The organism is Olivibacter jilunii, from assembly GCF_900607235.1.
Classification (GTDB): Bacteria; Bacteroidota; Bacteroidia; order Sphingobacteriales; family Sphingobacteriaceae; genus Olivibacter; species Olivibacter oleidegradans.
Genome location: NZ_LR027848.1, coordinates 57,357 through 73,137, shown reverse-complemented (window position 1 = coordinate 73,137; position 15,781 = coordinate 57,357). Strand labels below are relative to the sequence as shown.

Sequence of the window (15,781 nt, the reverse complement as noted above, 5' to 3'; positions counted from 1 at the left end):
AAGCTATGGAGATTGCGCTTGTAACTGTCTTGTATAAGAGTGATGCCGTATTAACAGGTTTTTTTAAGACGCTTTCGCTGCAAAGTTTTAAGCAATATCATCTCTATTTGATCGACAATTCTCCCAGTGCTACAAGTGACCAATTATTGCAAACATTACTAGCTGCTTATCCCGTTCCTGCTTATACCCATATAAAAAATCCCGCCAATTACGGGGCTGCCAAAGGTAATAACCAGGGTATCGAACTTGCTTTACAAAAGCATTATAGCCATATACTCCTATTAAACAATGATATTGAGCTTGTATCACCTAACTTACTGCAGCATTTGGTTCAAAAAGCAAGGGCTGATCAAGAGTCGATTATAATCCCCAAAATGCTCTTTTATGACAGCCGGAAAATCTGCATGGCAGGGGCCCATTTAAATACTGCTACGGCCGTAACGGTGCATATCGGTGCCGGCGAAGAAGACCGAGGGCAATATGATCAAGCTCATTATGTAAACTATGGGCCTACAACTTTTATGTTATTGGCAAGAGAAGTCTTGGAAAAAGTGGGGCCAATGGACGAACGTTATTTTGCTTATTACGAAGATACCGATCTAATATTTAGAGCGACACAATTAGGTTATAAAATCTATTATATGCCTAGTTTAGTGATTTTACATAAAGAGAGCTCGCTGACGGGTGGACAGCGTTCACCTTTTTTTGTCTACTATATAAACAGAAATCGTATTTTTTTCATCCGTAAACACATGGAGGGAGTACGTAAACTAAAAGCAATAATGAAAGCCGGTATTGACTTTTTGCGCTTATTTAAACATTATCAAAATAAACAACGGAAAATGTTGTGGAAAGCAATTTGGGATGGATTTTTGCTGCCACTAACTGAAGTAAAAGGCCAGCACTTTAGTTAACAGGCTGTAGCGGATCTGCTTATTTCCTTCGTTAGAAAGATAAAAAAGAATTAGCATAATTTTTGCTGCAAGAGAGAGCAGCTTCACAAGCATAACAAAAATGCACTAAATGAGAACATTTCTATACAACATAACCTTCTCGCTTCTTTTTTTAAGTAGTTTTTATCAACAAGCACAAGCACAAGGACTTCCATTGGGCACTCCCGCATTAGACGATTATTATCGCCGTTTGCAATTGCTGGGGCAAGTAGATTCAACCATCTCGTTCAACATACGCCCTCTTAGCGCTGGTGCTTTAGGTGTACGAGATATTTATTGGCCTGATAGCTTAAATGGGAGTTCTCATAGCATTGTTTGGCAAAAAGAAGGACAAGGTATGGTTCAGATCCTACCAATTATCTGGCAAAACCAATATACCAGTGGATTTCCAACAGGTTATAACGACGGCCCCATGATTCCCAATGTGGGCTATCAAACTCTTTTTAGTGCCGGATTTTATGCACAGTATAAGTTTTTAAGCATTCAATTCAGGCCAGAGATAGTATATGCGCAAAATAAATCTTACCCTATTTTTACGGGCGGTAGCGAAAATGCGATGCGCGTTTGGTATGATTTCTACAATAATATCGATATGCCTACCCGTTTTGGTGACGGTAGCTATTTCCGTTTTCTCCCTGGACAAAGTAGCATAAGGGCTACTTTTGATCCCGTATCGGTTGGTTTCAGTACAGAAAATCTATGGTGGGGCCCCGGGATTCATAATTCGCTCTTGATGAGTAATACAGCTCCCGGTTTTCCACATATTACCGTTAATAGTAGTAAACCCATACGGAGCAATATCGGTTCTTTCGAAGGACAGGTGATTGCCGGTGGCCTTAACGCTTCCGGTTTTGCGCCAAGGCAAGCCGATCAGCCGACGGATTTTGACTATCTATACGAGCCAAAACCTGACAGTTGGCGATATATAGGTGGTGCTATTTTCTCCTATCAGCCTAAGTGGGTGCCGGGACTATCCTTAGGTGTGTCGCAAAGCTTTGTTGTATACCGCGACTCCATGGGAAGTGGTCTCAATGATTATCTGCCTTTTTTGGGGCCATCCTCAAAAAACAGCGCAGCGAATGGGCCAACGAGCCGAGAAGAAAGACGTAACCGCGACCGCTATTCTTCCTTTTTCCTTCGTTGGGCCTTACCGAAAGGTAAAGCCGAGTTTTATGCCGAATACGGACGCAATGAACCCGCTTGGAATGGCCGCGATAAGATGGTAGAGATGGATCATTCACGAGCCTATGTACTTGGTTTCCGAAAATTAGTGCCTATGAAAGGAGGAACAGAGCACCTTCAAGTTGGTTTTGAATTTACGCAGTTAGATAAAACCAGAACTTATAAAGTGCGCGAATACGAGACTTGGTATAGTAATTCCATGGTGCGCCATGGTTATACCCATTTAGGTCAAATTTTAGGTGCAGGTATTGGCCCCGGCAGCAATGTACAGTCCTTAACGATTAGTTGGTTAAAGGGGTTGAAGCAGTTAGGGCTATTGTTAGAGCGACAGGAGCAGCAAACAGATCTATTTTATGGCTTACTTTCCTACAGTGGAGATTATCGACGTAATTGGGTGAATCTATCAGCTACCATAAATGGCGAATGGGATTATAAAAATTTTCTTTTTATCGCGCGGATGAAATTCATGAACGGATTGAACTTCAATTATGACATCAAGTTAAAACCCGGTGGAACTTTTTGGGATTTTATTCCTCAAGATAAGTTCAATTTTCAGGGGCAGCTGGGCACGATGTACCGGTTTTAGCTAATGATCAGCAATATTTTTTTGAAGCAGTAAAGAATGCACATGAAGAAACAAAATATACTTTTAGTCTTTTTTTTAATAGCGACTTTGAGTTTAAAAGCGCAGGTACTTCCCGTTGGAACACCGGTATTAGAAGATTATTACCGTCGCCTGCAATTATTAGGCAAGCTCGACTCTACCATTTCTTTCAACGTAAGGCCTTTAAGCAATGAGGCCTTAAAGCAATCGAATATCTATGATCCTGAGGGGTCACAGGAGCACAGCAATAGCATTTATCGATCACGGAATGGAAAGGGGATGGTGCAGCTAATGCCCCTAGTGTGGCAAAATCAGATTAACAGCAATTTTCCTTACGGCTGGAATGATGCGGGGATGATTCCCGCAGCAGGTTATCAAACCATGGCCTCCGCCGGGGTGTATGCGCAATATAAATTTTTGAGTATCCAGTTTAGGCCCGAATTTGTTTTTGCACAGAATAGTGATTTTGAAGGATATCAAGGATTGGACGAAAATGCTTGGGCAAAATGGTATCGTTTTATGAATTATATAGATGCTCCGGAGCGCTTTGGAATGGGCTCATACACCCGTTTTTTTCCTGGACAAAGTAGTATTCGACTCAATTTTCACCCTGTTTCGATTGGTATATCTACAGAAAATTTATGGTGGGGACCCGGCATGAAGAATAGTTTATTAATGAGTAATAATGCCCCCGGTTTTTTACATGCTACCATTAATACAACACGCCCCATCCGTACTCCCATAGGATCCTTTGAAGGACAGTTAGTAGGTGGTAAATTGGAGGCTTCAGGATTTACACCAACACCTTTAGGGAATCCAGATCATTATGATAAATATTATTGGCCAAAGCCAGATGATTGGAGATACCTGTCGGGATTAGTTTTATCTTATCAACCTAAGTGGGTGCCGGGGTTAAGCTTGGGCCTCATAAGGGTATTTACAATATATCGAGATGATATGTCCAGTGGAATAGGTGCATACTTGCCTTTTTCCCAATCTGGTTTTAAGGAGAATTTCCAAGATCCAAATCAAGAAGGTGAACAACAAGGAGTTGAAGGTCAAGATCAGATCGCCACTTTTTTTGCTAAATGGACAATTCCGGAATCTCACTTCGAAATTTATGCTGAATATGGAAGAAATGATAATCCTTGGAATATGAGGGATCTTATTGTAAACCCAATGCACAGCAGAGCCTATATATTCGGGCTTCGAAAACTAGTAAAAATAAATAATAGATTTGACGATCTAATACAAATAGGCTTTGAAATGACGCAGCAAGAACCTAGCAAAAATGAGGAATTAAGGCCGAGTGCCAACTGGTACATGCACACGTCCGTCAGAGATGGGTATACTAATTTAGGGCAGATACTAGGAAGCGGCATAGGTTTTGGCAATAATGCTCAGATATTGAATGTTTCATTGTTAAGAGGAATGAAACAATTAGGAGTTCAGCTGGAGAGAGTGGTTCATAACAATGCCTTGTTTTATGATTTGATTGCCGATAGACGGCGTAACTGGGTAGACTTTAATATTGGGACGTACGGAGAATATGATTATAAGCGATTTATTTTCAGTGGAAGATTAACCGCTACTAAATCATATAACTACCAATATCAAATCGGAGAGGCGACGAATCTGTGGAATTTTCGGAAAAAAGACAGTGGTAATCTTCACTTCCAACTTGGAATGATGTATAGGTTTTGATGCGCAGAACAAACTGAAACCTTTTGGAAAACCTATCATGGTTCGAATTTTTTTCCATATAACGTTATATAAGCACATAGATATAAGTTTAAAAATTAATTCGCATATTTGCGACTTCAATGACTGAGCATTAAAGAGAAGCAAACAAAGGAGACAGGGATTCCACAATCAGGACGACATGAAAAAAGTAGGTTTTTTGTTAATAATGGCACTTTTGCTAGGAGCGTGCGGGCAAAAGCGAAATTTGGTTTATTTTAGCGATCTTCGCGATAGCATTGCATATGAAAGTAGAATTATAGAAGCTAGTAATATAAAAATTAAATCTGGAGATATACTTTCTATTAGCGTAAGCACATTAAATCCCGAATCTAATATATTATTCAATACTGGGACGTTGCAGTCCATTGAGGCGAATAGAGAATCTTCAGGCAATTTAGCAACAAGCCAAGGATATTTGGTCGATTCAAAGGGGCAAATAAATTTTCCAGTTGTTGGAAAGATCGCTATTGCTGGAAAAACGAAGGAGGAAGCAACGGATTTCCTAGTAAGTACACTTAAACCGTATGTAAAAGATCCAATAATAAATTTAAGATTCTTAAACTTTAGAGTCACAGTAGTAGGGGAAGTAAATAAACCGTCTACATTTACAGTTACTGGTGATCAAATCAACTTAATAGAAGCCTTAGGTTTAGCGGGCGACATGACTATGTATGGAAAAAGAGAGAATGTACTATTGATTAGAGAGGAAGAGGGGAAAAGGACAATGGTAAGATTAGACTTAAATAAAAAAGAGACAATGGATTCTAAGTACTTTTTTTTAAAGCAGAACGATATTGTTTATGTAGAACCGGACAAAATGAAAGAGAAACAATCTCGTACTGACATCAGGACCATAACTCTTATTAGCAGTTTGGCATCTTTGGCCATTGTAGCAATATCTCGTCTATAATATTAAGAATGAATACACCTCAAAATACCATACAAGAACAAGGATTTGATTTGAAAGCACTTTTGCTTAAGTACGTGAGGAACTGGAAGTGGTTTGCTTTTTCAATTCTATTTTGCTTTATAATTGGCTTTCTTTACTTAAGATATTCGACTCCGGAATATTACATTACGACAAAAATCCTAATAAAAGATGAGAGTGGATCTCCTGATCTAAATACTGGTAATGGAGTGTTTTCTGACTTAAATTTCTTTGCTTCGAATCAAAATATAAACAATGAAATAGAAGTTTTAAGTGGTAAAACCTTGTTATATAAGGTGTTGAAAGATTTAAATTTGGATGTGTCGTATTTTGCAGAAGGCACATTAAAAAACTCCGAACTGTATGGTGAAAATTTACCCTTACGAATAGTTGTTAAAAATATTGATACTGCTGCTTTTGATCTTGATGACGGGGTTCTATTGAAGATAACGGGCAACAATCAGTATGAAATAAGTGGGGCTGACTTTGAAACGATTAGATCGGATTTCGGAAAACAGATAAAATTGCCTTTTGCGACATTGACAGTTTTAAAGACCAAGGAAGTGAAATTTGAGGATCGGATTCGCATTTTTTTCAATGACCCTTATAAACTTGCAAATGAGTACAATAAGGATATTAGTATTACACCGGTTAATAAGGACGCAAGCGTCATTATTTTGTCATTGGTTTCGCCCGTAGTAGAAAAAGGAGTTGATATTCTCAACAAATTAGTCGAAGCGTATAATCTGGAAGCTGTAGAGGATAAAAATCAATTAGCCGCTAAAACCGTTCAATTTATTGACGAAAGATTGAGCTATTTGCTAACAGAATTGACCGATGTCGAGAAAAGCGTTGAAAAGTATAAAAAAGAAAACGAGATAACGAACGTAAGTGCGGAGTCAGAATTGTATTTACAAGAATCGGGCGAATACAGCCGGAAATTAGCAGAATCGCAGACTCAAGTAAGTATTTTAGAAGCTATTGAAAGCTACCTTGGTAAACAGGAAACAAAGGATGAAGTCGTCCCAAGTACACTTGGAATACAAGACCCTACCCTCAATGCGCTCATTGCTAAGTTTAATGATTTGCAGTTAGAAAAGCAGCGGTTGCTGAGAACTACGGAGCGAGAAAATCCACTTGTCGTGGGTATTGAGTCCCAATTAGTCAATTTAAGGTCTAACATTTTAGAGAACTTGAAGAATATTAAAAGTGGCTTAATTATTTCGTTGAGTAATTTAGAGAATAAATCAAACCAATTTCGCTCACGTATTCAAAACGTTCCTTCCATAGAACGCAACTTACTTGAGATCCAACGGCAACAGGGGATTAAAGAGGCCCTATACTCATATTTGCTTCAAAAGCGGGAAGAATCCGCAATTGCGCTAGCTTCGACGGTTTCAAATACGAGAATAATCGATAAAGCCATGGCTGACGATAATCCTGTTAAACCAAAGAAAATTTTGGTTCTGCTATTGAGCGTATTTCTAGGACTCACATTACCCGTAGCATTATTATATGTTAGAGACTTATTAAACGATCGCGTTACATTAATGAGCGACGTAGAAAATGCCGTTAAAGTTCCGATACTGGGCGAGCTTATTCACAGTGAAGATGAAGAACATACCCTTGTCGTGCAGAAGTCTGCACGTACCCCGCTTGCAGAGTTGTTCCGGCTGATAAGATCCAATTTGCAATTTGCCACGCTAGGAAAGGAAAACAAGGTGATTTTAGTCACTTCGAGTATGACAAGAGAAGGTAAAACATTTTTTAGCATTAACCTAGGTGCTAGCATTGCCCTTACCGGGAAAAGAGTGGTTTTATTAGAATTTGACATAAGGAAACCCAAATTAATCAAAGATTTAAAAATCCCGATTCCAAGCAAGGGTATCACAAATTATTTGGTAGATCAATCGCTTAGACCTGAAGACTTGATTACTGATACCAAGCTGATTGAAAACCTTTTTGTAATTTCCGCAGGGCCAATTCCCCCTAACCCAGCCGAATTATTGTTAAGCTCGCGGATAGATAGTCTATTTCATGATTTGAAAAGCAAGTTCGATTATATAATAGTGGATACTTCTCCTGTTGGGCAGGTAGCAGATGCGTTTACATTAGCGAAGCAAGCCGATATGGGGGTATATATGGTTCGTTATAACTACACTTGGAAGCAACAGCTGAATATTGTTAAAGACGTTCTTGAAAACAACAAAATCCCACACTTAAATGTGGTATTGAATGATGCTAAAGAGGAGAATGCATATGGGTACGGCTATGGCTACGGTTATGGTTATGGATATGGAGCAGAGCTGGATGAAAAAGACAATATTTTAGCGAGAATAAAAAGATATTTAAAGCGAGGATAAAAAGACAAGATTTCCAGATAATGGATCAACAACATCTCGATTCAATTTCTAATTATCAAATTGCCATAATTGGTTTGGGCTACGTAGGATTACCATTAGCTATTGAGTTTGGCAGAAAATATGATGTTTTAGGATTTGATATTAATAAATCTCGTGTTAATGAGTTAAGAGAAGGTATAGACTACACAAGGCAGGCGAATATTCGAAGCCTGTTTTCGGTATTAAAAAGGAAGCAAGCACCGGGAAAAAACGGTGAGCATATCGGTTTAAGTCTGTCTAGTGACAAAAGAGATTTGATAAAATATAATGTATTTATTGTTACTGTGCCAACACCCATCGACCGGTTTAAAGTTCCCGATCTGAGACCGTTAATACATGCTTCCGAAATGTTAGGCGAAATTTTGAAAAAAGGGGATATTGTGATTTATGAATCTACCGTATACCCAGGCTGTACCGAAGAAGTTTGTATTCCTGTTTTAGAAAGAATTTCGGGTCTTTGTCTTAATACAGATTTTTATGTAGGCTATTCGCCTGAACGGATTAATCCGGGTGACAAGATCAACACAGTAACAAGAATCATAAAAGTAACTTCTGGTTCGTGTGCCGACGCGGCATACCAAATTGACAGTCTTTACAAAAGCGTTATCAAAGCGGGTACTTACAGAGCACCAACTATTAAAGTTGCAGAAGCTGCTAAAGCTATAGAGAATGCGCAACGAGATGTAAATATATCATTTGTGAATGAATTGGCGTTAATATTTGACCGTATGGGTATAGATACTAATGAAGTTCTAGAAGCAGCAGCTACGAAATTTAATTTTCTAAAATATAAACCGGGGCTTGTTGGAGGACATTGTATTTCAGTAGACCCGTATTACCTAGCCCATAAGGCAACACAACTAGGCTACTATCCGGAGGTAATACTATCTGGAAGACGCGTTAATGATAGTATGTCAGAATTCATTGTAAGCAAAGTTATTAAATTAATGATAGCTAAGGGGCAAACGATAAAAGATGCTAATGCCTTAATTTTAGGTATAACATTTAAAGAAAATTGCCCAGATATCCGAAATACTAAAGTGGTAGACATTTACACTGAACTTGTTCAATATGGAATTAAAGTAGATGTGTTTGATCCATGGGCTGACGCAGCTAAGGTGAAGGACGAGTATAATATCGATATATTCTCTAAGCTTATTCCTAACAAAAAGTATGGGGCGATATTACTGACGGTAGCTCATGACGAATTCCGAAGATTAAATATTATTAAGTTAAAAGAGAAAAATGCCATTGTCTTCGATTCTAAAGCCTTTTTGGATAGAGCAATAGTCGATTGCAGATTGTAACAATAAAATGAAAAGAAATCTAATAGTCTTTGGTACTAGACCAGAAGCCATAAAAATGGCTCCTTTGGTAAGAGAATTTAAGAAGTATGAGGATAGATTCCATACAAAAGTGTGCGTTACAGCCCAACATCGAGAAATGTTAGATCAAGTGCTCGAGTTTTTTGAAATCATTCCAGATTTCGACTTAAATCTAATGAGACCGAATCAAAACCTTCATTCGCTTACGGCAGATATCATCACCGGGCTTAAAAATGTTCTAGATGAATTTAATCCCGATTATGTATATGTACATGGTGATACTACAACTACAATGGCAGCAAGTATTGCAGCTTTTTATTCAGGTGCAAAAGTTTGTCATGTTGAAGCGGGCTTAAGAACGCACAATAAAATATCTCCTTTTCCCGAAGAGATCAACAGACAAGTGACCGGGAGAATTGCTGACTACCATTTCGCTCCCACTGAGGCCTCTAAAAGAAATCTTTTAAAGGAAAATATTGCTGAAAATAATATTTTAATCACTGGTAATACGGTTATAGATGCGTTAATTGAAAGTTCTGAACGTGTAGCTGATTTGGAAAATGAAGAAATAGTAGCGCTAAAGAATGTTATTGACAAGAATAAAAAGATTATTTTAGTAACAGGACATAGAAGGGAGAACCACGGACAAGGATTTATCAATATATGTGAGGCACTGAAAGAGATAGCGAAGAAACATAAGGATGTACAAATTATTTACCCCGTCCACTTGAATCCAAATGTGAAGAAACCGGTATATAATATTTTATCAAATATTAGTAACATAACACTTATTGAACCTCTTGCGTACCCAGCATTTGTGTGGTTGATGAATCAATCGTATTTGATCATTACGGATTCGGGTGGTGTCCAAGAAGAAGCGCCAAGTTTGGGAAAACCGGTATTGGTTATGCGTGATACAACCGAAAGACCAGAGGCTGTCGAAGCAGGAACGGTCATATTGGTAGGGACAGATTTAAGAAAAATCGTTAATGAATGTGCAAGTCTGTTGCTTTCAGATAGCAAATATAAAATTATGAGCGCATTACACAATCCGTACGGAGACGGTTTTGCTTGCAAAAGAATTGTTGATTTTATTGATCAGTTATAAAGAAGACATATATAATGAATATTACTAAAGTCGTTACGGTCGGTTTGGGATACATAGGATTGCCCACATCGGCGTTAATTGCAAATAATGGAATCTTCGTACATGGCGTTGATGTAAATCAACGAGTAGTGGATACGATCAATGCAGGCAAAATACATATTGTTGAGCCCAGCTTGGATGAAGCCGTGGCTAAGGCAGTTAATTCGGGATTTCTAAGGGCAGATACTCAGCCAACAGTTGCTGATACCTATCTTATTGTTGTTCCAACGCCATTTAAGGGAAATTATGAGCCTGATATATCTTATGTTGAGGCAGCAACCAGATCCATAATACCACTTTTAAAGGCGGGAGATCTGTATATAATAGAGTCGACATCTCCTGTAGGCACTACAGAAAAAATGATGAAATTGATTTTCTCGGAGCGTCCAGAACTAGAAGGTGAAATTTTCTTAGCCTATTGTCCTGAGCGGGTTTTACCTGGAAATGTCATGTATGAGCTTGTGAATAATGATCGCGTGATCGGCGGTGTCAATACTGCGTCAACCGAAAAGGCAATAAGTTTCTACCAAAAATTCGTTAAAGGTGAACTTCACTCAACCAATGCGCGTACAGCAGAGATGTGTAAACTCACGGAGAATTCGTCTCGCGATGTTCAAATTGCATTTGCGAATGAACTTTCATTAATTTGCGACAAAGCTGGAATAGACGTTTGGGAGTTGATTAGATTAGCTAATAAGCATCCTCGTGTTAACATTCTACAACCGGGTTGTGGGGTTGGCGGACATTGTATAGCGGTCGATCCTTATTTTATAGTGGCTGAGTTTCCGTTGGAATCAAAAATTATAGCTTCAGCAAGAGAAATTAACAATTACAAGTCCTTTTGGTGTGCAGAGAAGGTGAAAAACGCCCGTCTCGGTTTTCAATTAAAACATGGACGGAAGCCTTCAATTGCTATTATGGGGCTCGCATTTAAACCTAATATTGATGATCTAAGAGAATCACCTGCCAAGTACATTGCACAGCGTATTATGCAGGATGCTAATGACGAAGAGTATTTTATAGTTGAACCTAATATCGACTCTCATCATGTTTTTAAATTGACTTCTTATCAAGAAGCGGTTGAAAAGGCAGATATCATCGCTTTTTTAGTGGCACATGATGAATTTAAAGCGCTTTCTTTCTCCGAAGATAAAATTGTTTTAGACTTCTGCGGAGTTAACAATAAGAAACAAGGTCTGTAGGAATGATTGAGGTTCTATAAAATATAGTCTAGGAAATGGGTGAGAAATGATTTATTTAGCTATTCTTATACTACTTTTATGTACAGCTCTTATTCCAGAGCGAAAGAAGGGTGTAGTTAGTTATATTTTCTTATACCTTATCTTAACGCTTGTTGCTGGGTTGAGATATAGAGTTGGTGGCGACACATTGGCCTATATTAATGATTTCAACAAATTACCGCAATTCGCTGATCTACCGAGGTTTGATTATTTGAATGCGCCCTATAACCCCCTTTGGTACATTTTTAATGCCTTTGTTAAAGCAGTTTGGAATGATTTTGTCTTTTTTCAGCTAATTCACGCTGCCATTGTCAATGGAGCCGTTTTTTGGTTCTTTAACAAGTATTGTAAATACAAGTATGTTGCTGTTTTATTCTATTATATTCTTTATTACACGTACTTTAATATGGAAATCTTGCGTGAGTCGCTTGCAATAGCCGTCTTTTTGTTATCGGTTCCTTCGCTCATCGCAAAAAAATGGTTTAAATATTATACTTTAGCATTTATTGCAGTATTTCTTCACAGTTCGGCCATGATGCTGTTTTTTTTGCCTATTCTGTATAAAAGACTTAGTCGGAAGTACATTTTGTTGATGTGCTTACTTTTGATATTGTTACCAATTATAAATATAGAAAACGTCCTAATGATTTTTTCTTTTACAGATCAAATAGCAATAAAGATAAAATCGTACATGTCGAGTGAAATAAATATTTTCGGTGTGCTTATGCAATTATTGGTGGTATTACCTACATTAGTGTTTCATTTTGTGCGAAAAAAGAACGATATTGGACAACATGTATTTCAAAATAACGTCAGCCCGTATCTTATAATAGGCATACTATCGCTCATACTCGGTGGGTTTTATCGGTTTTTAAACTACTTAGCTCTGCTAAATGTTGTCTACTTAGCAGACACTTTTTGTTCAATTCAGACGTTAAAAAAATCGTCTAATTATTCATCAAAATTGGCCAATTTTGCCATAGTAATGTTACTAATCCATCAAATATATTACTACGTAAGAGATACTTCGGAATATAGAATCGGGACACGATTCTATATGCTTTATTTTCCATACCATACAGTTTTCGATCCTCAAATAGAGTTAAATAGAGAGAGAATTTATATTAATATGATGGATTTAGACTATCATTACTAAGAAGGATATGTGTAAAAATTTTTACTTGAGGTATAAAAAGTTAATAGAGAATTTTTTCTCCTTATCATTGTTGAATGTAACGAACTATATCTTTCCTTTGCTTATAATTCCATATTTAACAAGAGTATTAGGTGTGGAAAAATACGGCACTTACATCTTTGCGTATTCAATCTTAAATTACTTCAATCTTTTTATACAATACGGATTCCTTTATTCAGGGACAAAAAAGGTATCAATAATACGAGATAATGCCGATTCATTAAATAGAGTGTTTAGTGCTATTACCGTGGTACGACTTGTTTTTAATATTATTGGCATAGCAGTTTTGCTCGGTTGTCTTTTTTTTATTCCCATATTTAAAGCGGAGTTTTCTTTATACATTTTAGGTGTTGGAATATTTGTTGGCCAGTCGCTGACGCCATATTGGTTATTACAGGGGTTAGAAAATATGCGGTATATAACTGTAATTAATTTCGTCGCTCGCGCTGTGTCTGTAATTCTTATTTTCATATTAGTGAAGAGTTCATCAGATTACGGTTTAGCAATGGCGATCCAATCGGTTAGTTTTCTCACCGGCGCTATATTCTCTTATTTTATCATCTTTTGTCATTTGAAGATCTCATTTGTCTGGCCTTCTTTAAAGGAGATGACTACGGAGGTCAATGAAGGATTTCAAATTTTCTTATCAACTGTCGGGATCAATTTTTATCGAGACTCTAATATTCTTATTCTCGGTATGTTGACGAATTATACAATAGTCGGATATTACGCCCCAGCTGAAAAGTTAATTAAGGCAGTGCAGTCTGTTACTGCCCCTTTTGTGAATACTTTGTACCCATATTTTAGTAGAAAGTTTAGTCATGATAAAAATAGTCATAATGTTTTTTTTAAGATTGGAAAATATTACAATATGGTCTTATTATTGCTTTCTGTTATTGTGTTTTTATTTGCAAAGCATATTATTGAAATAATGATCGGTACAAACTTTTCTGGATCGGTTTTGGATTTGAGAATACTTTCGCTGGTAATATTGTTTGGAGGAATGAATTTCTATTATGGTATTATAGGGATGGTAAATTTCGATTTAAGTGGTCAGTTTACCAAATTTGTATGGATATCAGGAGGCATTAGTGTAGTTTTTTGTTTGGCCTTATCTCTTTATTTCCAAGATGCTGGCGCAGCTGTTTCAATGGTTATTGCCGAGGCTCTGCTTTTTTGCTTGATTACCAGAGCTTTTTATAAAAAAGACTTTTTTGGGTTGAAAGAAAAACGACTCTCTTAAGTTCGTAAGTGCTATAGGATAAAATTTTTAATCAGTTGGTTATGATAAAAAGAATGTCACTTTTGTTTGTTTTCCTTTTTTGCAACCGTTTGCTAGCTCAGCAGATTCCTATTGTAACAAATGGTTCACCTAAAGCAAAAATTGTATTAAATGAAAATGCTTCAGAAAATGTAAAAAAAGCAAGTCTATTACTGCAAAAATATGTAAAAGAAATTTCTGGCGCTACACTTCCCTTGGTTGCCAGTTCAAAAGGCAACGTAATCAGGATTATTACATCTTCTGATAATTATCGCAGTGACTTCCGGGGCAAAGAAAGTGATGCCTATATATTGCGATCAAACCGCAATGGAGAGTTTTTGATTGTTGGAAGCACCGACTTAGGAACAGAATTCGGTATATATGATTTTATTGAACGATGTTTAGAAGTCACTTGGTTGATGCCAACTGATCTTGGAACATATGTTCCAACTAAGAAAAATTTATCTCTACCACAAATTAATGTTGTTTCAAATCCCTCTTATAAATCGCGCCAACTTTCCCCGATAGATATTAATGGGTCAAGCGACCTAAATATTTGGGGTAGAAGAAATAGGTTAGTTAGTAAAATCAGTTTTCATCATAATATGAATTATTTCGTCGGTGATAAGAACCTGGAAAAGTACGATGCTGATATCTTTCCAATATATGGCGGCAAAAGGTATTATCCTAAAAGTTCCTCTGACCATACTTGGCAACCGAATTTTAGCTCTCCGGCATTTAAAAAGATCGGTGCTGAAAAGATTATTGAATATTTCAGTAAGAATGAGAATGCCAGCAGTTTTTCTCTTGGTATAAACGATACACACCGAGTTGGAGCCAATCAGCTTAAGTCGAAAAGTGGAAAGAACTACTTGGGATTTGAGAACAGTTCTGACGCATATTATTCTTGGGTTAATGGCGTTATAGCCGAGGTAAATAAGAAGTATCCAAATAAAAAATATGGTTTACTTGCTTATTATAATGTAGCTGATCCTCCTTCAACTTCAGTTGGTGTAAGCGATCAGGTAGTCCCTTACCTAACTTACGAACGAATTCGATGGTCGAATTTAGAAGCAAAAAGAAATGACCAAGTAAGAACTGCAAAATGGGCGAAACATGTTCCGGAACTCGGTTGGTATGACTATCTTTACGGGAATACATATTTAATTCCTAGAGCTTATCCTCATATTATGGCAGAATATCTAAAATGGGGAAATGCAAATAAAGTAAAGCATTTTTATGGTGAAATTTATCCAAACTGGGGAGAAGGACCCAAATATTGGTTACTGACAAAATTGTTATGGAATCCGAACCAAAATGTTGACAATCTTTTAAATGAGTGGTACGAAAAATGTGTTGGAAAAGATGCGGCAACCTATTTGAGGCAGTATTATACTATTTGGGAAAACTATTGGAGTAAAAAGCTCATCAAAACACCATGGTTTGCTATTAATAGTACGTTTTTACCATTTAATAATGTCGATTACTTAAAACTTGTTGATGAAAAAATGATAAGAGATTCAGAGACCCTTCTTGAAAACGTTTGCGCTAAGGCTAAAGGGAATAAAGAAAAGCAGAGAGCTCAGGCGATATACGATATGTGGAGCTTATACAAACTGGGTCTTCAACTTTATAGTTCTGGCAAGTTCTCAAATTTAAAGGACTTTAAGAAGTCGGAAGAGTTTTTGAAGGTCTTACAGCAGTTAAAAGAGAACCCATTGCATCGACATACGGTAGACAATATCAATCGAGTTATTAACTAGTGTCGATTATATATGGCGTTTTGGATATTAATAATGA

At 37.2% G+C, this 15,781-nt stretch carries 11 protein-coding genes; all 11 read left to right on the top strand.

The window, feature by feature from the left end:
- Nucleotides 1-5: 5 nt before the first annotated feature.
- The 11 genes from E0E36_RS00300 (at nucleotide 6) to E0E36_RS00250 (ending at nucleotide 15,744) form a co-directional block, all read left to right on the top strand.
- On the top strand, nucleotides 6-914 hold the full coding sequence (locus E0E36_RS00300) for a glycosyltransferase family 2 protein (RefSeq protein ID WP_130854365.1): 909 nt from the start codon (nucleotides 6-8) through the stop codon (nucleotides 912-914).
- Nucleotides 915-1,023: 109 nt separating this feature from the next.
- The gene (locus E0E36_RS00295) at nucleotides 1,024-2,721 is read left to right on the top strand and encodes a capsule assembly Wzi family protein (protein ID WP_130854364.1); all 1,698 of its coding nucleotides are present in this window, start codon (nucleotides 1,024-1,026) and stop codon (nucleotides 2,719-2,721) included.
- A 42-nt stretch (nucleotides 2,722-2,763) separates the two neighbouring features.
- Nucleotides 2,764-4,443, top strand: a complete 1,680-nt coding sequence (locus E0E36_RS00290) for a capsule assembly Wzi family protein (protein ID WP_130854363.1) — start codon at nucleotides 2,764-2,766, stop codon at nucleotides 4,441-4,443.
- A 178-nt stretch (nucleotides 4,444-4,621) separates the two neighbouring features.
- Nucleotides 4,622-5,392, top strand: a complete 771-nt coding sequence (locus tag E0E36_RS00285) for a polysaccharide biosynthesis/export family protein (RefSeq protein WP_130854362.1) — start codon at nucleotides 4,622-4,624, stop codon at nucleotides 5,390-5,392.
- An 8-nt stretch (nucleotides 5,393-5,400) separates the two neighbouring features.
- Complete coding sequence (locus tag E0E36_RS00280; RefSeq protein WP_130854361.1) at nucleotides 5,401-7,773, top strand: GumC family protein; 2,373 nt, start codon at nucleotides 5,401-5,403, stop codon at nucleotides 7,771-7,773.
- 20 nt (nucleotides 7,774-7,793) lie between these two features.
- Nucleotides 7,794-9,119, top strand: a complete 1,326-nt coding sequence (locus E0E36_RS00275) for a nucleotide sugar dehydrogenase (RefSeq protein ID WP_130854360.1) — start codon at nucleotides 7,794-7,796, stop codon at nucleotides 9,117-9,119.
- A 7-nt stretch (nucleotides 9,120-9,126) separates the two neighbouring features.
- Nucleotides 9,127-10,245 (top strand): non-hydrolyzing UDP-N-acetylglucosamine 2-epimerase, encoded by a 1,119-nt coding sequence (wecB, locus tag E0E36_RS00270; RefSeq protein ID WP_130854359.1) that lies wholly within the window; start codon nucleotides 9,127-9,129, stop codon nucleotides 10,243-10,245.
- 14 nt (nucleotides 10,246-10,259) lie between these two features.
- Nucleotides 10,260-11,486 carry a UDP-N-acetyl-D-mannosamine dehydrogenase gene (gene wecC / locus E0E36_RS00265; protein ID WP_130854358.1) on the top strand — a complete coding sequence of 409 codons (1,227 nt, stop codon included), beginning with the start codon at nucleotides 10,260-10,262 and terminating at the stop codon, nucleotides 11,484-11,486.
- Between the two features lie 46 nt (nucleotides 11,487-11,532).
- Nucleotides 11,533-12,681 (top strand): EpsG family protein, encoded by a 1,149-nt coding sequence (locus E0E36_RS28290; protein WP_130854357.1) that lies wholly within the window; start codon nucleotides 11,533-11,535, stop codon nucleotides 12,679-12,681.
- Nucleotides 12,682-12,688: 7 nt separating this feature from the next.
- Nucleotides 12,689-13,963 carry an oligosaccharide flippase family protein gene (locus E0E36_RS00255; protein ID WP_130854356.1) on the top strand — a complete coding sequence of 425 codons (1,275 nt, stop codon included), beginning with the start codon at nucleotides 12,689-12,691 and terminating at the stop codon, nucleotides 13,961-13,963.
- A 41-nt stretch (nucleotides 13,964-14,004) separates the two neighbouring features.
- The gene (locus E0E36_RS00250; RefSeq protein ID WP_130854355.1) at nucleotides 14,005-15,744 is read left to right on the top strand and encodes a DUF4838 domain-containing protein; all 1,740 of its coding nucleotides are present in this window, start codon (nucleotides 14,005-14,007) and stop codon (nucleotides 15,742-15,744) included.
- The last annotated feature ends 37 nt before the right edge of the window (nucleotides 15,745-15,781 follow it).